At 71.2% G+C, this 21,114-nt stretch carries 21 protein-coding genes and 1 tRNA gene; 11 read left to right on the plus strand and 11 right to left on the minus strand.

Features of this window, described 5'->3' with window-relative positions:
* Positions 1–90 precede the first annotated feature (90 nt).
* On the minus strand, positions 91–990 hold the full coding sequence (locus SCA03_RS29070) for an aminoglycoside phosphotransferase family protein (RefSeq protein WP_086814487.1): 900 nt from the start codon (positions 988–990) through the stop codon (positions 91–93).
* A gap of 64 nt (positions 991–1,054) precedes the next feature.
* Complete coding sequence (locus SCA03_RS29075; RefSeq protein ID WP_086814486.1) at positions 1,055–1,663, minus strand: TetR/AcrR family transcriptional regulator; 609 nt, start codon at positions 1,661–1,663, stop codon at positions 1,055–1,057.
* Positions 1,664–1,767: 104 nt separating this feature from the next.
* Between SCA03_RS29075 and SCA03_RS29080 the strand changes: the two genes are divergently transcribed.
* Positions 1,768–2,547 carry an SDR family NAD(P)-dependent oxidoreductase gene (locus SCA03_RS29080; RefSeq protein WP_086814485.1) on the plus strand — a complete coding sequence of 260 codons (780 nt, stop codon included), beginning with the start codon at positions 1,768–1,770 and terminating at the stop codon, positions 2,545–2,547.
* A gap of 49 nt (positions 2,548–2,596) precedes the next feature.
* Here the strand turns inward: SCA03_RS29080 and SCA03_RS29085 are convergent, their stop codons facing one another.
* From SCA03_RS29085 to SCA03_RS29110, 5 genes are all read right to left on the minus strand, one after another.
* Positions 2,597–3,070 carry a hypothetical protein gene (locus SCA03_RS29085; RefSeq protein ID WP_086814484.1) on the minus strand — a complete coding sequence of 158 codons (474 nt, stop codon included), beginning with the start codon at positions 3,068–3,070 and terminating at the stop codon, positions 2,597–2,599.
* Between the two features lie 246 nt (positions 3,071–3,316).
* Positions 3,317–3,934 (minus strand): DUF4291 domain-containing protein, encoded by a 618-nt coding sequence (locus tag SCA03_RS29090; RefSeq protein ID WP_086814483.1) that lies wholly within the window; start codon positions 3,932–3,934, stop codon positions 3,317–3,319.
* Positions 3,924–4,493 carry a hypothetical protein gene (locus SCA03_RS29095; RefSeq protein ID WP_230988989.1) on the minus strand — a complete coding sequence of 190 codons (570 nt, stop codon included), beginning with the start codon at positions 4,491–4,493 and terminating at the stop codon, positions 3,924–3,926. Before SCA03_RS29095 ends, SCA03_RS29090 begins: the two co-directional genes overlap by 11 nt.
* A gap of 524 nt (positions 4,494–5,017) precedes the next feature.
* Positions 5,018–5,656, minus strand: a complete 639-nt coding sequence (locus SCA03_RS29105; RefSeq protein WP_141275745.1) for a hypothetical protein — start codon at positions 5,654–5,656, stop codon at positions 5,018–5,020.
* 893 nt (positions 5,657–6,549) lie between these two features.
* A tRNA-Leu gene (locus SCA03_RS29110) sits at positions 6,550–6,634 on the minus strand.
* A gap of 140 nt (positions 6,635–6,774) precedes the next feature.
* Here SCA03_RS29110 and SCA03_RS29115 point away from each other — a divergent pair.
* The 3 genes from SCA03_RS29115 (at position 6,775) to SCA03_RS37065 (ending at position 9,634) form a co-directional block, all read left to right on the plus strand.
* Complete coding sequence (locus tag SCA03_RS29115; protein ID WP_030891676.1) at positions 6,775–8,109, plus strand: M20/M25/M40 family metallo-hydrolase; 1,335 nt, start codon at positions 6,775–6,777, stop codon at positions 8,107–8,109.
* Positions 8,110–8,349: 240 nt separating this feature from the next.
* On the plus strand, positions 8,350–8,583 hold the full coding sequence (locus tag SCA03_RS29120; RefSeq protein ID WP_030891673.1) for a chaplin: 234 nt from the start codon (positions 8,350–8,352) through the stop codon (positions 8,581–8,583).
* A 154-nt stretch (positions 8,584–8,737) separates the two neighbouring features.
* Positions 8,738–9,634 carry a chaplin gene (locus tag SCA03_RS37065; RefSeq protein ID WP_030894724.1) on the plus strand — a complete coding sequence of 299 codons (897 nt, stop codon included), beginning with the start codon at positions 8,738–8,740 and terminating at the stop codon, positions 9,632–9,634.
* A 151-nt stretch (positions 9,635–9,785) separates the two neighbouring features.
* On the opposite strand, the gene SCA03_RS29130 is transcribed toward SCA03_RS37065, so the two are convergent.
* Positions 9,786–9,974, minus strand: a complete 189-nt coding sequence (locus SCA03_RS29130) for a DUF5703 family protein (RefSeq protein ID WP_030891668.1) — start codon at positions 9,972–9,974, stop codon at positions 9,786–9,788.
* 47 nt (positions 9,975–10,021) lie between these two features.
* Here SCA03_RS29130 and SCA03_RS29135 point away from each other — a divergent pair, with 47 nt between their 5' ends.
* A complete protein-coding gene (locus tag SCA03_RS29135) occupies positions 10,022–10,792 on the plus strand; it encodes a hypothetical protein (protein ID WP_086814479.1) in 771 nt (256 codons plus the stop codon).
* A 9-nt stretch (positions 10,793–10,801) separates the two neighbouring features.
* Here SCA03_RS29135 and SCA03_RS29140 read toward each other — a convergent pair whose 3' ends face one another.
* Positions 10,802–12,985: a helix-hairpin-helix domain-containing protein gene (locus SCA03_RS29140; protein WP_030891664.1), complete on the minus strand. Its 2,184-nt coding sequence runs from the start codon at positions 12,983–12,985 to the stop codon at positions 10,802–10,804.
* Positions 12,982–13,995: an aldo/keto reductase gene (locus SCA03_RS29145; protein ID WP_030891662.1), complete on the minus strand. Its 1,014-nt coding sequence runs from the start codon at positions 13,993–13,995 to the stop codon at positions 12,982–12,984. The genes SCA03_RS29140 and SCA03_RS29145 overlap by 4 nt, the downstream gene beginning before the upstream one ends.
* A gap of 84 nt (positions 13,996–14,079) precedes the next feature.
* Here SCA03_RS29145 and SCA03_RS29150 point away from each other — a divergent pair, with 84 nt between their 5' ends.
* Together SCA03_RS29150 and SCA03_RS29155 are read left to right on the plus strand one after the other, a co-directional pair.
* Positions 14,080–15,129, plus strand: a complete 1,050-nt coding sequence (locus SCA03_RS29150) for an LLM class F420-dependent oxidoreductase (protein WP_030891660.1) — start codon at positions 14,080–14,082, stop codon at positions 15,127–15,129.
* A gap of 321 nt (positions 15,130–15,450) precedes the next feature.
* Positions 15,451–16,242 carry a ferritin family protein gene (locus tag SCA03_RS29155; protein WP_030891658.1) on the plus strand — a complete coding sequence of 264 codons (792 nt, stop codon included), beginning with the start codon at positions 15,451–15,453 and terminating at the stop codon, positions 16,240–16,242.
* A gap of 146 nt (positions 16,243–16,388) precedes the next feature.
* On the opposite strand, the gene corA is transcribed toward SCA03_RS29155, so the two are convergent.
* Positions 16,389–17,381 (minus strand): magnesium/cobalt transporter CorA, encoded by a 993-nt coding sequence (gene corA, locus SCA03_RS29160; protein ID WP_030891656.1) that lies wholly within the window; start codon positions 17,379–17,381, stop codon positions 16,389–16,391.
* Between the two features lie 68 nt (positions 17,382–17,449).
* Between corA and SCA03_RS29165 the strand changes: the two genes are divergently transcribed.
* From SCA03_RS29165 to mshC, 4 genes are all read left to right on the plus strand, one after another.
* Positions 17,450–18,154, plus strand: coding sequence for a histidine phosphatase family protein (locus tag SCA03_RS29165; protein WP_086816815.1), 705 nt, complete (start codon positions 17,450–17,452; stop codon positions 18,152–18,154).
* A 76-nt stretch (positions 18,155–18,230) separates the two neighbouring features.
* Entirely contained in the window at positions 18,231–18,821 is a 591-nt protein-coding gene (locus SCA03_RS29170) for a DUF3090 domain-containing protein (protein WP_030891651.1), read from the plus strand.
* Positions 18,785–19,768 carry an SCO1664 family protein gene (locus tag SCA03_RS29175; protein WP_086816817.1) on the plus strand — a complete coding sequence of 328 codons (984 nt, stop codon included), beginning with the start codon at positions 18,785–18,787 and terminating at the stop codon, positions 19,766–19,768. The genes SCA03_RS29170 and SCA03_RS29175 overlap by 37 nt, the downstream gene beginning before the upstream one ends.
* A 100-nt stretch (positions 19,769–19,868) precedes the next feature.
* Positions 19,869–21,098 carry a cysteine--1-D-myo-inosityl 2-amino-2-deoxy-alpha-D-glucopyranoside ligase gene (gene mshC, locus SCA03_RS29180; RefSeq protein WP_030891644.1) on the plus strand — a complete coding sequence of 410 codons (1,230 nt, stop codon included), beginning with the start codon at positions 19,869–19,871 and terminating at the stop codon, positions 21,096–21,098.
* Positions 21,099–21,114 lie beyond the last annotated feature (16 nt).

The raw sequence follows: 21,114 nt of genomic DNA on the forward strand, positions 1-21,114 counted from the left end.
GTCCGGCCACTCCTCACCGTCCGGCGCGGGGGCGAGGCGGTGTTGGTGAGGCGGTGGTGGTGAGGCGGGCAACGTCACGAGGGCGGACGCTCACCCCTCGCCGAGCACCGCCCGGATCACATACCGGGCGTTCCCCGCCATCACCCGGTTCGTCCTCCGGTAGTACGGCAGCGCGATCAACGCCTGCGAGAGCGTTCGCGCCCGGCCGCGCAGCCAGGTCGCGTCGTCCACCCCCAGCGCCGCACGAAAGGCTTCCCGCGCCTCGGCCGGCAGCAGATTCCACGCCGGGAACAGATCGCACGCGGGATCGCCCACCCCCAGACATCCGAAGTCGATCACCGAGCTCAGCCTGCCGCCGTCCACCAGCAGGTTCCCCGGCATGAGATCGGCGTGCAGCCACACCGGCGGCCCCGTCCAGCCTGGAGCCCGCAGCGCCTCCTCCCACACCGCGACAGCGGCATCGCAGTCGACGCCCTCCTCCGGGATCCCGCGCAGCTCCTCGATCGCCGCCCTGGTCTCCGCATCGAGCGAGGCGAGCGGCCCGCCCCGGTGGGCCTGCGGTGCGCCGGGGAGGGTGACGCTCCACATCGCCGCGACGAACCCGGCCAGGTCCTCGGCCAACGGCACGGGCGCACCCAGCGCCCCTGCCTCCGGGTTCTCACCCGGAAGCCACCGGTACACCGACCACGGCCAGGGATATCCCTCCGCCGGTTCCCCGGCCCCGAGCACCTCGGGAACGGACACGGGCAGCAGCGGCGCGAGCCGCGGCAACCACGCCTGCTCCACCGGCACATCACCGGCCCCGCCCTCCACCAACGGAAGCCGCACCACCATGTCGTCACCGAGCCGGAACATGGCGTTGACGGTCCCGCCCGACCGGAACCGCTCCACCGCCAGCCCGCCCCACCGCGGAAACTGCCCACCGACCAACCGCCGTACGAGCCCGTCATCGACGGGACACACACCGGGATGCCTCTGCCCTGTGGCCATGACCGGCCATCCGACCGCCGACCACCGTCAGGCGTCAAACCCTTTCCGCGCGACCTGCCGGACGTCATGGCGTCGGCGCGTGAACTCCTGTCCCGCCTACGGCGATTGCCCATGTTCGTGCGGCGTCCGCTGCGAGCGTGTCCACATGTGCGGAGTCGACGACATGGTGCAGGTTGCCGCTGACGGCGAGGGCGGCGACGCCGTGAGCGATGGACCATAGCTGGGCGGCACGGTCCACGAGCTCCGCCTGCGGGATGAAGGGCGAAAGCGCCGCTTCCAGCCGGTCCTGGGTGTGGCGGGTCGTCTCGAGCAGTTCGGAGTGGGACGACTTGTCGATTCCGGAGGCGAACATGATCTCGAACCGTGCGGGGTCGGTACGGGCGAACGTGACGTAGGCGACAACGATCTGTGCGGCGCGGGCGGCGAGGGACTCCCCCAGGGGGAGTTCGGCGAACGACGCCTCCAGTTCGCCGAAAGCCTGTTGAGCGGCCGCGGCGAGCAGCGCGTCACGGTCGGCGAAGTGGCGGTACGGCGCCGATGAGGACACGCCTGCTCGGCGGGCGGCCTCGGAAACGCTGAAGCCTTTCGCCCCGCGCTCGCGGACCAGCTCGATGGTCGCGTCCAGGAGGGCGTTCCTCAGATCGCCGTGATGGTAGGTGCGCCGACCTGCCATGGAACCTCCTCATGTTGCAAGCTCTCACATTGCCGCGTACTCTCAATGTGAGAGCTTATTACATCGGACGCGGGCTGTGACGCGGCCGCGGTCGGGAGGCGTTGATGCAGTACGCGGGGACCACCGCGCTTGTGACGGGGGCGAGCTCCGGGATCGGGGCCGAGTTCGCGCGCCGACTGGCCGGACGCGGCGCCGACGTCGTGCTCGTCGGGCGGCGGGAGGAAGCACTGCGCGCACTGGCGGCGGACATCACCGCGCAGACGGGACGCGCGGCACACCCTGTCGTGTTCGACCTCGGCGACGAGCGTGGCGGGTGGTTGCTCAAGCAGCGGCTGGACGGGCTGGGGGTCCGGGTGGACACCGTGATCAACAGTGCCGGCATGGGCGCGACGAAGCCGTTCGCGGAGTCCACGGCAGCCGAGGCGCGTGCGCAGTTGCAGATCGACGCCACCGCCGTGATGGAGGTCTCGCAGGCGTTCCTGCCGGACCTGCTCGCCTCGGGGCGTGGGGCGTTGGTCAACGTCGGGAGCCTGACGGGGTTCATGCCGGTGCCCGGGATGGCCGTCTACGCGGCATCGAAGGCGTTCGTGATCCGTTTCACCGAGGCGCTCGCGTACGAGCTGCGCGAGGAGAGCCTGACAGTGATGGTCGTCTCGCCGGGACCCACGCGCACCGAGTTCTACGAGCGCAGCGAGACCAGCACGAGCGGCGTCCGATTCCAGACGCCGGAGCAGGTGGTGGCCACAGCACTGACCGCGCTCGACCGGCGCAGACCACCCGCCAACATCGTCTCCGGACGCGCGAACCGACTGATGCGCCACCTCGCCACATGGCTACCGACACGCACCACACTCAAACTCGCACAAACCCAACCGGCCAACTGACCCGATCCCCCCCACAGTCCGAGCACTGAGGGCCGCCTTCACGACGCAGCTACCGGAGCGGCCCTCGTTCGTCGACGTGGACCGTGGGCTGCGACAGGAACACCTGTGCTTCCACGGGGCCGTAGGCGACGTTGAAGGTGTCCCACCAGTAGGACCAGTCCTGCATCCCCGCTGCGCTGCTGAAACGGTAGTTGAGCTGCCAGCGGACCCACTGGCCCGGAGCGAGCCGGACAGCCGGGGGCCTACGTGGCCGGGGCGGCATCGCGAACAGGGGCTCCAGCCGGGGCTGGACGCGCAGGCGGCCGTCGGTTTCCCGGAGCTGGAGGCTGATGCCGCGCACGTCCTCCTGGGCGTCGAACGGTGCGAAGCCGTCGCGCTCGTGCATGCGCACCACGTGTGCGAAGGAGGGCGCCATGGAGGGCAGGGAAAAGCCGACCGGCGCCGCGTTCCTGCGTGCGGCGGCTTCTCCTCCTCGGGACCTCTTCGTCCAGGACGTCCGTACCCACTGGACGACGATCTCCACGGTACAAACCCCTGCGAACTCCCCGCCGGGTTCACTACTTCAGGCGCGCATCACGCCCTGGAACCCCGGCCGGAACTGAGCCTACGCGTGATCGCGACCGGACTGAAAGGGACCAACTATGGGAGGAGAGACGGGTGTTCCCCCCTGGCGTTGTCCCTGCCAAGCAGGAAACCTCTCTCGCAGCGGTAACTCTGGAACTGAACGCTGGTGCCGACCACAGTCAACCTGACCGGCACGGGCCGTAAGTCAGGAGTCCGCACCGATACGCTTGCGGAGGTCCTCCCGAAGTGGGAACTCCCGCTCAGTAGGCAACGCCTGCACCGCCTCGGCTACCCGCCCCCGGCTCACGTCGCCATGGATGTCATGAACAAGCTCTGTGATATCCGTGATCTTCACGATCCAGTCGTGCACGTACCGTTGGACCGCTTCTCCCGACAGCCCGACTTGGATGGCCCTTCTCGACAGGGGCTCAAGGGACACGGAGCGGTCAGGATCCCACTGAATCCGCACGGGACTTCCGCTGAGTTCCTTTCTCCATGACTCCTTGTCCTGGTGCACCGCGCTGTCGAAGTGGCTCAACGAGGCACGCTCCAGCGCCCATTCGAGCCCCGGATGTGTGAGCTCGATGGAGAGCACGTGCTCCTGCCCCGGTTTGGTCGCCCACCCCGACCTGTACATCGTCCACAGGAAGGATGGCTTGATCCACGTCATCCGCTCCCTCTTGAAGGGCGGAACGAACGTCCCCGCCCGCACGGCGGCTTGTGCAATCTCCTTCGGATAAGCCTGATACACCGTGATAGTGGATGCGGTGTAGGCGGCCCTGACGACTCGCATGGTTCCCTCGGTGTCTTCCTCAAGTGGCATCCGCAGGCCCGTCCTTGGCCTCCGCAGCCCAGTCCTCTACATCCCGGACCGCCGGACCGTCGACATGCACGGCCCCGGCTGTGCACAGCAGCCAGCGCAGCTCCTCACACCCGAAGAAGGACTCGCCCCAGCAGTCGACCCAGACACGCACCCGCGAGAGTCCCACCAGCGTGGCGTCCCACCATTCCCAGCCCCGGGACTCTTCTTCCGGGGCAAACCTGTAGAGCCAGTCTTGGATATCCCAAGGTACCCATCCTGTGTAGCTTACGTAGAGGTCACGCCCGTTCCTCGAAAACTCTGGCGGGTTGCCCCCCGGGCCAGAACTCACCGCTATAAACCAGCCCGGAATGCTCTCGACCGGGAGATCCTGGTCCTCGAACTCGGAGGTGGCTCCGAGGGCCACTGCGGCAGACAGTACCGCTCGCACGCGGTCAACATATGGCGCGGGTTCACCTGCCACATCCACCATGAACTCACCGAGCACAGGCGTAGCAGCTTCAGCTCGGGGACGGCACCGCAGACGCGCAAGCTCCTTCTCCAGACTCTCCACGCTGTGCATCATCAAGCAAAATCGCCTTACTGAAAGAAACTCCTAAGTCACGTCCGTACCCCGTGCTCGATCAAGTCCTCGATGGCTTGGCGAAGCCAGGCATTGAAGTCCGGGTACCGCTGACGCAGCTCTCGGCCAGGACTTGAGAAATCATGAATGACAGCAACGTCTCCCTCGGCAAGATCCCAACAGGCCACGTCGTCATTGTCTTCGCGCCGCGCGAAGGGGACCAAACTCCTCTCAGGGTATCGGGACTTCAGCCCCGACGCCCTGGTGCGCAGTTGTTGGCCGTCGAAGATCCACCAGGGCTCCAGATTCGTCAGCCCCAGTTCAACAACACGAAGAAACTCCGGAGGGTACGCGAAACCATCCGGAAGTTCAGACCCTGAAAGGAGGTCACACATCCAATCCCCTGTTAAGTCAATTCCAGGTGCCCTTTAAAGGTCATGGAGGCGGGAGCAGTTGTATCAACCGTGCAAGGGGTGTGTTCATGGAGCACTGCAAGAGGTAGACCTAGCTGTGGGTTGGAGAAGTCAGCGACCAGGGTCCTCGTCCTCGCTGGGCCGGCCAAAGACCTGCCGTACTGCCTCCTCGTAGCGGTTACGTGCGGAAAGGCAGGAGGATCGCAGTTCAGCTACTCGCTCCGGGGTGATACGTGCGCCAGTGCCATCAGTGAACTCGCTCATGAACGAGGCTTGTTCCTGCTGCTCAAGCTGTTGAAGTGGCCCGGTAGGCGAATCTTCCCCGGGCCTCACGGTGCGGGATTTGTCACCACTCACGGCGAAGTCGAAACCGGCGAGGAGCGACTCCAGCGTACGACCCGACATCGCGGCCCTTGTCGGATCGGGGTTGAGATGGACAGCCAGTGTGTTGACCAGAAGGAAAGCGCTCTGTGTCACATGGAAAGTCGTTTCTGATTCTTCATCTGCTTCATCGTCGTCCAGGGATTCCTCGAACTCCTCCACGATGCCGGCGAGGTCCGTGTCAGGGTGACCGCCGGTGCTGACGCTCCAGCCCAAGTGCAACAGTTCATTGAGATGCTGGACTTCGTCGTCTTGCCCCAGCACAGCGTAGATCGCACTTCCTCTCTCTGCGCATGACGCACAGAAAGCGACGAGCTCGCTGCTCGCTGTTCCCGCTAGGGAGTTGTACACGTTCTCGTTGTATGCCATGAGGTGAGTTCACTCTGTGCCTCTGGTGTTGATCAACGGCAAGCAGATGTCCCTGCAAAAATGTCGTGAGCCGCATCGTAGACAGCATGCTCGTGGGGGCCCAGCGAATTACGGACGCCCTCCTTTGCGTGTCCAGGAGCCTGCACAAACTCCCTCCGGGTAGCAGTTGTTCGGACCGACTGGGCGGCATAGGGCCACTGCCGTCACTGCCTATGCGGACGCCGTACTCCTGGTGCCGAAGACGCGTGCAGCGGTGAGCGGTGCCACTGTGCGGTGGGGTACGCGGTGACGGCCCCGACCCGAGGCAGGTGCGGCGCCGTGGGCCCTGACCGGGAAGGGGCTTCAGGGATGGAGCCGGACTCGACGCACCGTGGATCACCGATCATGAAACCCGGCCCCGCGCTCCCCGGCGTGAGTGGCACTCTCCGCCGCCCAACCACCGTCGGCGAACGGTGTCATGACGGACGCCGTGTGAGGCTGTCGGTGCAGATCATCCGATCCGCCTGGCGACATCACCGGGGCCGCGGTGCACCAAGCCGAACCACAGGACAAGCCCGCGATCCGTTCCCGGCCCGGGGCTCCCCACCTACGTCACGGCGACCCGCTTCCGCCAGGTTGCGCGCTGTTCCGGAACCGCGCTGGTCCTTGCCGTCCGATGGCGGGAAGCGCGCAGGTCCGCGCTCAACCTTCGGCCGGCCCCGCGGAGAGTCGCAGCGAAGCGGCAAAAGCGGCAGGAGCGCTGAAGCAGCCGTCGTCCCTCGGGCGTGAGGCGAGGCGAGGGGAAGATCAACGAATTTGGGGGCTGCGTCCCGGGCTGTGATCTGTAGGCGTGAAAAATCCTGGCCGGGATCGACTCGGCCAGGATTTGAGTGGAGCCTTCAGGCTCTTGTGTGTGTCGGGAGGGGGACTTGAACCCCCACGCCCTGTAAAGGGCACTAGCACCTCAAGCTAGCGCGTCTGCCATTCCGCCACCCCGACCGGGTGTGCCGCCCGGTGCGCTGTGCGCCCTGGCGACGGGTTAAACCTTAGCACTGGTTCGGGAGTGCGATCACCCGCCTCTTGGGGTGGGCGGCGGGGAGGAGGAGACTGGGGCGGTACCTGCGAGAAGAGGAGGCAGCGTGAGTGTCGACAACGCCGGGACGGCGGCCAGCACCGGGAGCGCCCAGGACGAGGTCGTGGAGCTGTGCCGTGACCTGATCCGGATCGACACCAGCAACTACGGCAACAACGAGGGCCCGGGCGAGCGGGCGGCGGCCGAGTACGTGGCGGAGAAGCTCGCCGAGGTCGGGCTGGATCCGCAGATCATCGAGTCGCGCCCGGGGCGGGCCTCGACCATGGCGCGGATCGAGGGCGAGGACCCCTCCCGCCCCGCGCTGCTGATCCACGGGCACACGGACGTGGTCCCGGCGAACGCCGACGACTGGACCCACGACCCCTTCTCCGGGGAGATCGTCGACGGCTGCGTCTGGGGGCGCGGCGCGGTCGACATGAAGGACATGGACGCCATGACGCTGGCCGTCGTGCGCGACCGGATGCGTACCGGCCGTAAGCCGCCGCGCGATGTGGTGCTGGCCTTCCTGGCGGATGAGGAGGCGGGCGGCGTCTACGGCGCCCGGCACCTGGTGGACCACCACGCCGATCTGTTCGAGGGCGTGACCGAGGCGATCGGCGAGGTCGGCGGCTTCTCCTTCACCGTCAACGAGAATCTGCGGCTGTATCTGGTGGAGACGGCGCAGAAGGGCATGCACTGGATGCGTCTGACCGTGGACGGCACCGCGGGCCACGGGTCGATGACGAACTCGGACAACGCCATCACCGAGCTGTGCGAGGCGGTGGGCCGGCTCGGGCGGCACAAGTTCCCGGTGCGGGTGACGAAGACGGTCCGCTCGTTCCTGGACGAGCTGTCGGACGCGCTCGGCATCCAGCTCGACCCCGAGGACATGGACGAGACGATCGCCAAGCTGGGCGGCATCGCCAAGATCATCGGTGCGACGCTCCAGAACACCGCGGCGCCCACCCAGCTCGGTGCCGGCTACAAGGTGAACGTCATCCCGGGCCAGGCCACGGCCCATGTCGACGGGCGCTTCCTGCCGGGGTACGAGGAGGAGTTCCTCGCCGATCTGGACCGGGTGCTGGGCCCCCGGGTGCGCCGCGAGGACGTGCACGCCGACAAGGCGCTGGAGACGACGTTCGACGGCGCGCTGGTCGAGGCCATGCAGTCGTCGCTGAGCGCGGAGGACCCGATCGCGCGTGCCGTGCCGTACATGCTCTCCGGCGGTACGGACGCGAAGTCCTTCGACGATCTGGGCATCCGCTGCTTCGGCTTCGCGCCGCTGAAGCTGCCGCAGGAGCTGGACTTCGCCGGAATGTTCCACGGCGTGGACGAGCGGGTGCCGGTCGACGGCTTGCAGTTCGGTGTCCGCGTCCTGGACCGGTTCCTCGATCAGGCGTAACCGCGCGCACCACTCACGAGGGTGACGGGGCCGTCCGGAGGACGGCCCCGTTGTGCTGTCTGCGGGCGGCGTGACGCGCGTCTGCTGAGGTCACGGGGCATGGGGCGATGCAATTCGACTAGGTGTACCCATGTGACTGAGAAGGGTGAATGATTCCATAGGTTCGTAGCCCGATTCCCTCTTCCTCGTTACAGGGGATGCGGTCCTCGGCTGGGGCCGTATTGCCAACAAGGAGGAAGAATGATCAAGAAGGTCGTCGCCGCCGCGGCTGCCACCGGTGGCCTCGTACTCGCGGGTGCGGGTATGGCCGTTGCCGACTCCGGTGCTCAGGGCGCGGCCCTCAACTCGCCGGGTGTGCTCTCCGGCAACAATGTTCAGATTCCGATCCACCTGCCGGTGAACGCCTGCGGCAACACCGTCGACATCATCGGCCTGCTGAACCCGGCGTTCGGCAACACCTGCGTCAACAAGTGACGCACGGCCTCCGCGTGAGGCCATGAATCCCTGGCGGCCCCGGAGTGCATGCCACGCGCTCCGGGGCCGTCGGGTATGAGGGGGCGGGACGGCCCGGTCAGGGCCTCCCCCTGTGGTTCACACACAGATCACATCGGCAGGGGTGGAAAGCACAATGCGACAAGGCACCAGGAAGGGCCTGATCACCGTGGCCGCGGCGGGCGGAGTCCTCGCGGTCTCGGGTGGGACGGCGTTCGCGGATTCGGGGGCTCAGGGAGGAAGCGCGAACTCTCCGGGGATCTTCTCGGGGAACACCTTCCAGGCGCCCGTGAACGTCACGGTGAACGCCTGCGGCAACACCGTCAGCGTCGTCGGGCTGCTGAACCCGGCGTCCGGCAACGGCTGCGCCAACTTCCCGGGCGGATCGTCCGGTCAGCAGGGCGGGCCGTCCGGCCACCAGGGGGGACAGGGCGGATCGTCCGGTCACCAGGGCGGTTCCGGGGCGCACACCCAGGGCGGACACGGCGCCCACGCGGACGGTTCGGCCGTCAACTCCCCGGGCGTCGGCTCGGGCAACCAGGTGCAGGTGCCGGTGGACGTTCCGGTGAACGTCTGCGGCAACAGCGTCGACGTGGTCGGGATCGGCAACGCCGTCCACGGCAACGACTGCGGGAACGACGGGAGTCCGGAGCGGCCCGGGCCCGAGAAGCCGGGCCCGGAGACCCCGGACGAGCCCGAGCGGCCCGGAACCCCGACGGAGCCGGGCACCCCGGAGCAGCCGGACGAGCCCGGCCCGCCCTCGGAGACGCCCGGTGGGCACACCCCGCAGACGCCGGACCGGGGGACGCCGGACGAGCCCGGCGCACCCGCGCAGCCGGCCGGTTCGCGGACCGTCGTCACGGCCTCGAAGCCGGAGCCGGTCGCGCACCCCGCGCCCGAGCACCGGGCGCACGCCCAGCTCGCGGAGACGGGCGGGGGCTCGCAGCTCGGGGTCGTGGCGCCGGTGGGCGCCGGGATGCTGATCGGCGGGTATGTGCTCTACCGCCGTTCGCGGGCGGCAGCGCGCCGCTGAGCAGGACCGTGTGAGGTGTTCCGCGGCGCCCGGAGGGGCGTCGGGGGACACCGGGCGGATCCTCAGGGCCGTGCCGTCCCCCGCGGACGGTACGGCCGGGCACGGGCCGGGTGCGGCCCGTGCCTTCGGTGTGTGCGGCGCCGTGGGCGGTTCACCACGTGGGGCGCGGCTGGCGGATGATGCGGCGGCGCAGCCGCACCCGGCGGCTGCCGTCCGGGTAGAGCCGCATCCGCGCCAGCTCCCAGTAGCCGTACTCGGCGTGCTCGGTCAGCAGTTGGGTCGCCGCCCTGCGGGAGACACCCCGGGGGACGTACACATCGCGAAATTCGTATTCCGGCATCTCATCCATTGTGCGGGCAGAGCCCCTGTGCGGATAGCGTCTGCACTATGTCTGATGCTGCGCAGCCCACCGCTGCCGACGTTCGTGCCGCTGTCGAGGCGGTCAAAGCCGCGCTGGACCGGCATCTGGAGGCCGTCGAACGACGGTCGGAGTCGTCCGGGCCGAGTGGCCCCGCCGGTGCGGAGGGCGGTGCCGGGGCCGCGGCGGAACTGGACTCCGCCGTCTACGCCGCCTTCGATGCGCTCGCCGCGGCGGGCGAGACGTACGACGAACTGCTCTACGAGGTCTACGACGAGGTGACCCCGTTCGAGATCCCCGGGAGTGACACGCTGCCCGCCTACGCGGGGCCCGAGGTACCCAGCGCGCTGAGCGTCTTCGTCCGGCGGGACTACACCGTCAGCGAGCCGCAGCGGCTGCTGGCCCAGGCGGAACGCGTCGTCGAACTGGACCCGGAGTCGGCCGAGGAGGAGAGCGAGGCCCCGTCGGCCGGCAGCAGTGTGCACGCCGCGCTGGGGGTGCTGTTCGGCGAGTACGAGCCGGACGAGATCGCCACCCGGCACAAGGAGTTCGGCCTGGAGGAGGGCGACTCGACGCTGTGGGTGCTGGCCGGGGACGAGCCCAGCGAACCCGGTGAGTGGCTGGCGGCGCCCTTCGAACAGGCCGATCCGCAGCGGGTGGTCTGCCGGTTCGACGTCAGCTCCGTCTTCGACGACGAGGACCTGATCACCGGGGTGACCGGCGCGGACGTGGACGAGGACGGGGAAGGCGCCGACGAGGGGGACGGCCCCGTCGGGGGACGGGCCGGCGGGGCCGGATAGCCGGGCCGCTCACTCCTCGGCGGGCGGGGTCTGGGCGCGGGCCGCTTCCGCCAGGAGGGAGCGCAGACGGGTGGTGCGCTCCGGCGCCGTGCCGGTGGCGACCGCACGGGGCAGGGCGTCGCCCGCGCCCTGGACGACGGACAGATGCCGGGCGGCGCGGGAGAACGCGGTGTGGACCCACTCCCGGGTCAGCGCCGCACCGGCGTCGCCGGGGAGGACCGCGACGACGGCGGGCCAGCGCGAGCCCGCCGCCTGGTGGGCCGTGACGGCCCAGCCGTGCCGTACCGTCCCGGCGACGCGGGCGGGCGGCACGGTGCACCGCACCTCGCCGCACACGAGATGGAGCCCGTCGTCGTCCGCCGAGGCGACGGTGCCGACGAGGGTGCGGCCCGGCGCGGGGGAGTGGGCGACGCGGTCGCCCGGGTCGAAGCCGGCGAAGCGGCCGGGGCCGGGGTTGAGCCGTTCCTTGAGGGCGGCGTTGAGCGCGCGGGTGCCGGCCGGGCCGCCGTGGCCGACGGTGACGGCCTGGGTCTCCTCGGAGGGGATCCCCAGGGCACGCGGCACCGAGTCCGCGACGAGCTGGACGGTGCGGTGCACGGCCTCGCCCGGATCGCTCACCGGGACGATCACGACCTCCTTGCCGGGCGCCTCGACCGCGTTCAGTTCGCCGATGCCGATACCGGAGACCAGCTCGCCGACCGGGCCGGGGTCCGGAGTGCGCGAGACGACCTGGGGGCAGAACCGGGCGGCCAGCAGGTCCTTGAACACCTGGCCCGGGCCGGCGGCGCCGAGCAGGCCGGGATCGCCGCTGAGCACCAACCGGGCTCCGTCGCGCAGGGATTCGAGCAGCGCGGCGGCCGTCTCGGTGTCGAGCTGCGGGGCGTCGCAGACGGCCAGCAGATCGAGCGCGAGCACGCCGTCCGCGTCCCGGCCGGGGCCCTCGGCGCCGCTCAGCAGCCCGGCCGTCGTGGCGACCGGAACGGTGGGTGCCGCGGCCGTTCCCTCGCCCGCGCCCGCGTCCCCCTCCGCGTCCTGCGGGGCCAGGGCGCGGGCCAGCCGGGACCGGCCGTCCGGTGTGTGGGCGACGGCCCAGGCGCGCAGCCCGAGCCGGTGTGCGGCCGCGACGAGTGCGGCCGGTTCGGCGCGGGCGGCCTCGCCGCCGGTGTGGGTGACCAGGCCGTGCTGCGCCGCGGCGCGGATCAGTTCGGCGGCCGAGGGGGACGGTGCCGCCTCGGCGGCGGCAGCCCAAGCGGCGGGGGAGGGCGCCGGGCCCGGCGTCTCCCGCGCCTCCTGCCTGTCCGGCGTCTGCGGCGGCTGTGCGATGCCGTTCCCGTCGGCGGCCTCCTGGCCGGGTTCCGCGCCCGAGGCGTCCTCGTGCGGGGAGCCGTCCTCCGGTGCGGCCTCCGGTGAAGGCTCCTGCTCGGGCTCCTGCTGGGTCTCCTGCGCGGGCTCGGGTGTGGCCTCCGGCGTGGCGAACGTGCCGGCGATACGGGCCAGGCCGTCGGCGAGGCTCTCCTCCGCGAGCGCGTGGCGTTCCAGGCCGAGCCGGACGGTCGCCGGGCGCTCCTCCTCCTCGCCGCTCTCGTCCATGGGCGAGGCGACCGGGCCCGCGTCCAGCGCGTCCTCGAACGCGAGCACCGCGCCCGCGTCCACCGCCGCGCGCACGGCCTCGTCCGGCTCCGGTACCGCGTGCCGGGCCAGCCCGGCGGAGAGCGCCTCCGGATCGACGACGGTGTCGCCGCGCAGCGCCGCACGCTCCAGCAGATGCACGACGAGGGCCTCGCTGCGGCGCGGATCACCGGGCGAGGCCGCGCCGTCGAGCAGGGCGCGGGCGAAGGTGTCGGCCTGCTCGGGCAGCACGCCGGGCACGGCGAGCAGCTGCCACGGGTCCTCCCGCAGCAGCCCGGCGGCGCCCTCGCCGAGGGTCTCGACCACGCGGCGGCCCAGCGACTCGGGTGCGCCGCCCTCGGCGAGCACCGCCGTCACCTCCTCCGGCACCGTCACCGGGCCCCGGGCCGGCGCGGAGGGCGCGGAGGCTGCGGGGTGCTGCCGGGCGGGGCCGGACGCCGGGGGCGCCGCGGCCGGCGGGGGCGCGGGGCGCTGCGGCTCGGTGAAGAAGGACGCGGCGGAGCGCTCGCCGCTCTCCACGGCACGGACGGCGGCCAGGAGTTCCGCTGCCTTGTCGTTCTTCACAGCTCGCTCCAGTCGTGATCGGGGTAGCGGTGCACCGGCGCCGACACGTCGTCCAGCGCCGCGCGGATTTCCTCCGGAAGACTAAGGCCCTCCACCGACAGCGCCGCCGCGAGCTGCTGTGCCGTACGCGCCCCGACCAGCGGTGCGACCACCCCGGGACGGTCCCGCACCCACGCGAGGGCCACCTGGAGCGGGGGCAGCGCGAGCCCGTCGGCGGCCGTCGCCACCGCGTCCACGATCCGGCCCGCGGCCTCGTCCAGATACGGCGCGACGAAGCCGGCCATCCGCTCCGAGGCGCCCCGCGAGCCGGCGGGCGGCGGGCCCGGCTGGCGGTACTTGCCGGTGAGCACGCCGCGGCCCAGCGGGGACGAGGGCAGCAGCCCGACGCCGAGATCCAGCGCGGCGGGCAGGACCTCGCGTTCGAGGCCGCGCTGGAGCAGGGAGTACTCCAGCTGCGCACCGGCCAGCGGGGTGCGGCCCGGGGCGGCGAGCTGCCAGGTGGCGGCCTTGGCCAGCTGCCAGCCGCAGAAGCCGGTGACGCCGGCGTACCGGGCCCGGCCGCTGGCGACGGCGGTGTCCAGCGCGTGGAGGGTCTCCTCCAGCGGTGTGTACGGGTCGAAGGCGTGCACCTGCCACAGGTCGACATGGTCGGTACCGAGGCGTGCCAGCGAGGCGTCGAGGGCGGCGAGGAGATGCCCGCGGGAGCAGTCGACCCGGCGTTCTGGGTCGGGGACGCTGCCAGCCTTGGTGGCGATGACGAGGTCGCGCCGGGCGACGAGGCCGTCCAGCAGCCGGCCGAGCAGGTACTCGGCCTCGCCGTCGCCGTACACGTCGGCGGTGTCGACGAGGGTGCCGCCGGCCTCCCAGAACGTTTTCAGCTGGTCGGCCGCGTTCTGTTCCCGGCTGTCCGGCCCGCCGGCCTGTTCGCCGCCGGCCCGGGCCCAGTTGAGGGTGCCCAGTCCGATCCGGGATACGCGCAGGCCGGTGCGGCCCAGCTGCCTGAGTTCCATGGCCGTTGAGCGTACTTGTGGCGGAGGTTAGAGTCCGAGGGTCATCGACATTACTGATCGGTAGGGGAGTGGGCAGGCATGGGGATGAAACTGGGGATCAACCTCGGCTACTGGGGCGCCGGTATGGACGCCGACAACCTCGCCGTCGCCCAGGAGGCCGACCGGCTCGGCTACGACGTCTGCTGGGCCGCCGAGGCGTACGGCTCCGACGCCGCGACGGTCCTCACCTGGGTCGCGGCCCACACCGAGAACATCGACGTGGCCTCGGGCATCTTCCAGATCCCGGCCCGCACCCCCGCGATGACGGCCATGACGGCCGCCACTCTCGACTCGCTCTCCGGGGGCCGCTTCCGGCTGGGGCTCGGCGTCTCCGGCCCGCAGGTGTCCGAGGGCTGGTACGGCCAGAAGTTCGACAAGCCGCTGGCCCGCACCCGCGAGTACGTGGAGATCATCCGCGCGGCCATGTCCCGCGAGCGCCTCAGCTACCAGGGGGAGCACTGGACGCTCCCGCTGCCGGACGGCCCCGGCAAGCCGATCAAGCTGACCGTCCACCCGGAGCGCGCCGAGATCCCGCTCTACATCGCCGCGATCGGCCCGAAGAACCTCCAGCAGACCGGCGAGATCGCCGGTGGTGTGCTGCTCGTCTTCTTCTCGCCCGAGCACGCGGAGGAGACCACGCTCCAGCATCTGCGTGCCGGGCGGGCGGCCGCCGGCACGACGATGGAGGGCTTCGACGTGTGCCCGACGGTCCCGATGGCCGTCGGCGACGACATCGACGCGCTCGCGGACCTCTTCCGCCCGTACACCGCGCTGTACGTCGGCGGCATGGGCAGCAGGAAGCAGAACTTCTACAACAAGCTGGCCCAGCGCATGGGGTACGAGAAGGAGGCCGCCGAGATCCAGGAGAAGTACCTGGCCGGCGACAAGGAGGGCGCGGCCGCCGCCGTCCCGCGGGAGCTGATCGACTCGACGACGCTGCTCGGCCCCGTCGACCGGATCGCCGAGCGGATGCGCGCCTACGCCGACGCCGGAGTCACCACGCTCTCGCTCGCACCGGCCGGCTTCGGCAAGGAGGACCGGCTCGCGGGGCTGCGTGCCGGTGTGGAGGCGCTGGAGCGGGCGGGCCTCGCCTGAGCTGAGCTGAGCCGGGCCTGTCCGGTCCCGGCGGGCGGTCCGGGGACGGGCCCGGACCGCCCGATGTGCCACCGGACATGCTTGCGGCCGTGGTGGGGGCTCGGGGTCTTCCCCGCCACGGCCGTCACGAGGGACAACGCCGCGCTGCTCCCGTGGTTACGCGGGGCGCGCGCCGGGGGGCGCGGCCGGCCGACGGTCGCCTCCCGCTTTTGGCGCAGATCCTCTCCTCACCTGTTGCCGGTTCGGCTGCACGGCACTTGACTCGTTCTTTGCAGGTGCCGCGCTGTGCGGACGTCGTGCACCGGTGAGAGGGAGGCAGCGATGCTTTCGGCCAGGAGTCTGTTCCAGGAGATCCTCGACAACGACGAGTCCTTCCGGCTCTTCTGCTCGATCGCGGCGAGCGGCGAGGCGCAGGGCGGCTGGGAGAACGGCCGGATCGCCGCGCTCGTCCCCGCGTCGCAGCGCCACCTCGCCCCGAAGATCGCCCGGCACGGCGCCGACGAGGACAAACACGGCCGGATCTTCACCGCGCTGCTGCGCAAGCGCGGCCTGGAGCCGGGGGAGATCCCGGACGACACGGACTACACGATGATCCTGGAGGGCCTCGGCATCGGTCTCGCGCACGAGAAGCTGCGCCGCGACGAGCCGTTGGCCGAGGACGACATCATCGCCTACCTCGTGCACAGCCGGGTGACCGAGCAGCGCGCCTCCGAGGAGATGCGCATGCTGCGCAAGCTGTTCGGCGACCACCCCGACCTCGGCCGCGCGGTCAAGATGATCTCCAACGACGAGGACAACCATCTCGCCTACTGCCACGAGGAGTTGCTGCGCCTCACGCACTCCGGGCACGCGCGGCGGATCCGTGCACTGCTGCGCGAGAGCGCCCTGGCGGAGATCTCCGTCTACCGCGATGTGAGCCTGGCCGTGATGGGCCGGATGGCGCGGATCCTGGGCTGGTCCCGGCCCAAGCTCGCCCTGCTGGCGCTGGGCATCCACGGCAGGTTCGTGCAGGAACGGCTGGGCGGCTGGCGGCGGTTGACGCGTCTGCGGCAGCCGGAGCGCCGCGACGCACTGGGCGGCGGCCCGGCCGGGGCGGCGCCCGAATTCGCCTGAGACGGCCGCGGATCCGCCGGTCGGGGACCGCGTGGGTCCGCCGTCCCGGGACGGCGTGATCCGCCGGGAGTGCGGCAACTGCGCCGGGGCGGGCGGCGGTTGCGCGCGTGCACGCACCGGGGCCCGTCCGCACCGCCGGCCCCGGCTCACATCCAGCCGCGGCTCTTGAAGACGCGGAAGAGGACGAGGCACACACCGAGCATCAGCAGCAGGGCCATCGGATAGCCGAAGATCCAGTGCAGCTCGGGCATGTGTGTGAAGTTCATGCCGTAGACGCCCGCGATCGCCGTCGGCACCGCGAACATCGCGGCCCACGCGGAGATCTTGCGCATGTCGTCGTTCTGCCGCACCCCCATCTGTGCGAGGTGCGCGGAGAGGATGTCGGTGAGCAGCCGGTCGATGCTCTCCACCTGCTCGTTGACGCGGGAGAGATGGTCGGCGACGTCACGGAAGAAGAACCGCGAGTCGTCGTGCACGAACGGCACCCGGCCGCCCGTCAGCCGGGCCACCGGGTCGATGAGCGGCACCGTGGCCCGGCGGAACTCCAGCGCCTGCCGTTTGAAGGCGTAGATCCGGCCGGCGAGGCTCGCGGTGGCCCGCACCTCGGTGGAGAACACATGGGCCTCCAGATCGTCGAGGTCGTGGTGGAGCGCGGCGGCGACGTCCAGGTAGTGGTCGACGACGGTGTCGCTGACGGCGTACATCACCGCCGTCGGGCCGTGCCGCAGCACGCTGGGGGTGTGTTCCAGACGCTCGCGGACGGCGCCGAGGGGGTTGGCCCGGCCGTGCCGCACCGTCAGCACGAAGGAGTCGCCGACGAAGACCATCAGCTCGCCCGTGGACAGCTCGCCGGTCTCCTCCTCGTAGGCGATCGGCTTGAGCACCAGGAAGAGCGAGTCGGCGTACGTCTCCAGCTTCGGCCGCTGGTGGGCCCGCAGGCTGTCCTCGACCGCGAGCGGATGCAGCCCGAAGTCCCGGCTGACGCGGGCGAACTCCGCCTCCGTCGGCTCGTACAGCCCGATCCACAAGAAGGCGTCGCCCGCCTCCCGGGCCTCCCGCAGCGCGGCGGGGAAGTCGGGCGGACGGTCGGCACGCTTCCCACCGCGGTAGAGCGCACAATCGACGATCACCTCTTGTATTCTTCCGGCCCCTGCCGGGGGCACAACCCGGGCGCAGCGTTGCGGGGGCCTCGCCTACGCTGGCGGGCATGCCCACGCTGATCCTCGTACGCCACGGCCGGTCCACCGCCAACACCTCCGGGCTGCTCGCCGGGCGCACGCCGGGCGTCGCCCTGGACGACAAGGGCCGCGAGCAGGCCGCGCGTCTGCCCGGCCGGCTGGCCGGGCTGCCCCTCGCCGCCGCCGTCGGCAGTCCGCTCCAGCGCTGCCAGGAGACGCTCGCGCCGCTTCTGCGGGAGCGGCCCGAACTGGCCTCGCACACCGAGGAGCGCATCACCGAGTGCGACTACGGCGAGTGGAGCGGACGCAAGCTCGCCGAGCTGAACGACGAGCCGCTGATGCGCACCGTCCAGCAGCACCCCTCGGCCGCCGCGTTCCCCGGCGGGGAGTCGATGCGCGCCATGCAGGCGCGCGCCGTCGACGCCGTCCGGGAGTGGAACGCCCGGATCGAGGCGGAGCACGGTGCCGACGCGCTGTATCTGATGTGCTCGCACGGCGACATCATCAAGTCCCTGGTCGCGGACGCCCTGGGCATGCATCTCGATCTCTTCCAGCGGATCTCCGCCGGCCCCTGCTCGGCCACCGTCATCACCTACACCCCGCTGCGGCCCTTCCTGCTGCGCCTCGGCGACACCGGGGAGCTGGGCTCGCTGGCGCCGCCGGAGGCCTCCGGGAGCGGGAGCGAGCCGGACGACGAGGGAGCGGGCCGGGCGACCGTGGGGGGAAGCGCCTGAGCGCGATGATCGACGTGCGCAGTAGGGTGCGTGTGTCCGAAGCTTCACCGAATCGTCGACCCCAACGGAGCAGGACGTGTCCCGTCAGGTGTTCCTGTACGACCCGCCGGACCGGTTCGTCGCCGGTACGGTCGGGTTGCCTGGCCGCCGTACCTTCTTTCTTCAGGCCAGCGCCGGAGGCCGCACCACGAGCGTGGCACTGGAGAAGGCTCAGGTGGAGGCGCTGGCCGAACGCATCGACGAGCTGCTCGACGAGGTGGTGCGGCGTTCCGGCGGCAGCGCGCCCGTCCCGGCCGTGGCCCCGTCCGAGGTGGAGGACACCGGGCCCCTGGAGTCCCCCGTCGAGGAGGAGTTCCGGGTCGGCACCATGGCGCTGGCCTGGGACGGCGAGGGCGAGCGGATGGTCGTCGAGGCCCAGGCGATGGTCGAGCTGGAGCCCGAGGACGAGGAGGACCTCGCGGAGGCCGAGGAGCGGCTGCTCCAGGACGACGAGAACGGGCCGCCCATGCTGCGGGTGCGGATCAGCGGCGCCATGGCCCGCTCGTTCGCCAAGCGCGCGATGGAGGTCGTCAACGCCGGCCGCCCGCCGTGCCCGCTGTGCAGCCTGCCGCTCGATCCGGAGGGACACGTATGTCCGCGCCAGAACGGATACCGCCGCAGCCTGTGACCGCTCACCGGGCCGGCCGGATGCCGCCGCCTCCCGCCTCGTCCGCGATGTGCACGCTCCTCGCCCGCGGCACGCTCACGGTGCACGGCCGGATCCAGCAGGCGTCCAACGCGGTGCTGTACGGGGAGGTCGCGCACGAGGGCGTGCGGGTGCCCTGTGTGTACAAGCCGGTGGCGGGGGAGCGCCCGCTGTGGGATTTCCCCGACGGCGATCTGGCGTCGCGTGAGACGGCCGCCTACGAAATCTCCCGGCTCACCGGCTGGGATCTGATCCCCGCGACGGTGCTGCGGGACGGGCCGTACGGCATGGGCATGTGCCAGGCGTGGATCGGCCCACCGCCGGGCGGGCCGGACGCCGAGGACGCCGAGGCCGCCGGGGTCGTTGCAGACACCGGGGACGACGACGCCGCCGGGGCTGCCGAAGAGGACGCCGAGGCGCCGGAGGAGGACGCCGCCGAGGACGGGCCCGGGCTGCTCGCGCTCGTCGACGGGGACGAGCCGGGGGAGGGCTGGAAAGCGGTCGGCTACGCCGATGTGGGCGCGGACCGTCCGGCACTGCTCGTGCACGCCGACGACCCGCGGCTGCGGCGGCTGGCGGTGCTCGACGCCGTCCTCAACAACGGCGACCGCAAGGGCGGCCATCTGCTGCCGCAGCCCGGCGGTGAGCTGTACGCGATCGACCACGGGGTGACCTTCCACGTCGACGACAAGCTGCGCACGCTGCTGTGGGGCTGGGCGGGCGAGGAGCTGACCGCCGAGGCCGGCGCGGTGCTGCGGGTGCTCGCCGGGGCGCTGGCCGAGGGCGAGGCGGCGGCCGTACGGCTGGGTGAGCTGCTGACCGCCGCCGAGGTGGACGCCGTACGCAAGCGCGTGGGGACGCTGCTCAGCTCGGGGCGTCATCCGCTGCCCAGCGGGGAGTGGCCGGCGATCCCCTGGCCACCGGTCTGAGGCCGCCCGCCGGCCGGTGCCGGGCGCCGGTGTCCGGGCCCGGTCCGATCGGGGATGGTCCGTCCGAGTACGGAACACCAGTCCGGGTTAGGCTCAAGGCATGCATGCCTGGCCCGCTACCGAGGTCCCCGTCCTGCCAGGTCAGGGCCGCGACCTCGATGTCCACGACACCGCGACCGGTGGGCGACTCACCCTCGCCCCCGGTCCCGTCGCCCGTCTCTACGTCTGCGGCATCACGCCGTACGACGCCACCCACCTGGGGCACGCGGCGACCTACAACGCGTTCGACCTCGTCCAGCGCGTGTGGCTCGACACCAAGCGGCAGGTTCACTACATACAGAACGTCACCGACGTCGACGACCCGCTGCTGGAGCGGGCCGTGCAGACCGGTGAGGACTGGACGCAGCTCGCCGAGCGCGAGACCGCGCTGTTCCGCGAGGACATGACGGCGCTGCGGATGCTTCCGCCGCGGCACTTCGTCGGCGCCGTCGAGGCGATACCCCGGATCGTGCCCATGGTGGAACGGCTGCGCGAACTGGGCGCCGCCTACGAGCTGGAGGGCGACATCTACTTCTCGGTGGAGGCCGATCCGCACTTCGGCGGGGTCTCCCGGTACGACGCCGAGACGATGCGGCTGCTGTCCGCCGAGCGCGGCGGCGACCCCGAGCGGCCCGGCAAGAAGAACCCGCTCGACCCGATGCTGTGGATGGCCGCCCGCGAGGGCGAGCCGCACTGGGACGGCGGCTCGCTGGGTCCCGGCCGGCCCGGCTGGCACATCGAGTGCGTGGCCATCGCCCTCGACCACCTCGGCATGGGCTTCGACATCCAGGGCGGCGGCTCCGACCTGGCCTTCCCGCACCACGAGATGGGCGCCTCGCACGCGCAGGCGCTGACCGGCGAGTACCCGTTCGCCCAGGCGTATGTGCACGCCGGGATGGTCGGCCTGGACGGCGAGAAGATGTCCAAGTCGAAGGGGAACCTCGTCTTCGTCTCCCAGCTGCGGCAGGACGGCGTCGACCCGGCGGCCGTCCGGCTCACGCTGCTGGCACACCACTACCGCTCCGACTGGGAGTACACCCCCGCGAAGCTCCACCAGGCGCAGGAGCGGCTGGCGCGGTGGCGTGCGGCGGTCTCGCGTCCGGACGGTCCGCCCGCCGAGGAGATGCTGGCCGAGGTGCGCGCGGCGCTCGCCGACGATCTGGACGCGCCCGCCGCGCTCGCCGCCGTCGATCGCTGGGCCGAGCGGCAGGCCGCCGAGGGCGGCACCGACGAGGGCGCGCCCGGCCTCGTCTCGCGCACGGTGGACGCCCTGCTGGGGGTCGCGCTCTAGCCGGATCCCCGGGGCC

The organism is Streptomyces cacaoi (genome assembly GCF_006539165.1).
GTDB lineage: Bacteria > Actinomycetota > Actinomycetes > Streptomycetales > Streptomycetaceae > Streptomyces > Streptomyces cacaoi.

Coding starts and splice junctions, on each gene's coding strand:
- SCA03_RS29175 (WP_086816817.1), top strand. CDS start 18,785: ATGTCCGCGCCAGAACGGATACCGCCGCAGCCTGTGACCGCTCACCGG.
- SCA03_RS29080 (WP_086814485.1), top strand. CDS start 1,768: ATGCAGTACGCGGGGACCACCGCGCTTGTGACGGGGGCGAGCTCCGGG.
- SCA03_RS29155 (WP_030891658.1), top strand. CDS start 15,451: ATGCTTTCGGCCAGGAGTCTGTTCCAGGAGATCCTCGACAACGACGAG.
- SCA03_RS29120 (WP_030891673.1), top strand. CDS start 8,350: ATGATCAAGAAGGTCGTCGCCGCCGCGGCTGCCACCGGTGGCCTCGTA.
- SCA03_RS29105 (WP_141275745.1), bottom strand. CDS start 5,656: ATGGCATACAACGAGAACGTGTACAACTCCCTAGCGGGAACAGCGAGC.
- mshC (WP_030891644.1), top strand. CDS start 19,869: ATGCATGCCTGGCCCGCTACCGAGGTCCCCGTCCTGCCAGGTCAGGGC.
- SCA03_RS29070 (WP_086814487.1), bottom strand. CDS start 990: ATGGCCACAGGGCAGAGGCATCCCGGTGTGTGTCCCGTCGATGACGGG.
- SCA03_RS29135 (WP_086814479.1), top strand. CDS start 10,022: ATGTCTGATGCTGCGCAGCCCACCGCTGCCGACGTTCGTGCCGCTGTC.
- SCA03_RS29075 (WP_086814486.1), bottom strand. CDS start 1,663: ATGGCAGGTCGGCGCACCTACCATCACGGCGATCTGAGGAACGCCCTC.
- SCA03_RS29150 (WP_030891660.1), top strand. CDS start 14,080: ATGAAACTGGGGATCAACCTCGGCTACTGGGGCGCCGGTATGGACGCC.
- SCA03_RS29145 (WP_030891662.1), bottom strand. CDS start 13,995: ATGGAACTCAGGCAGCTGGGCCGCACCGGCCTGCGCGTATCCCGGATC.
- SCA03_RS29130 (WP_030891668.1), bottom strand. CDS start 9,974: ATGCCGGAATACGAATTTCGCGATGTGTACGTCCCCCGGGGTGTCTCC.
- SCA03_RS29095 (WP_230988989.1), bottom strand. CDS start 4,493: ATGCACAGCGTGGAGAGTCTGGAGAAGGAGCTTGCGCGTCTGCGGTGC.
- SCA03_RS37065 (WP_030894724.1), top strand. CDS start 8,738: ATGCGACAAGGCACCAGGAAGGGCCTGATCACCGTGGCCGCGGCGGGC.
- SCA03_RS29090 (WP_086814483.1), bottom strand. CDS start 3,934: ATGCCACTTGAGGAAGACACCGAGGGAACCATGCGAGTCGTCAGGGCC.
- SCA03_RS29165 (WP_086816815.1), top strand. CDS start 17,450: ATGCCCACGCTGATCCTCGTACGCCACGGCCGGTCCACCGCCAACACC.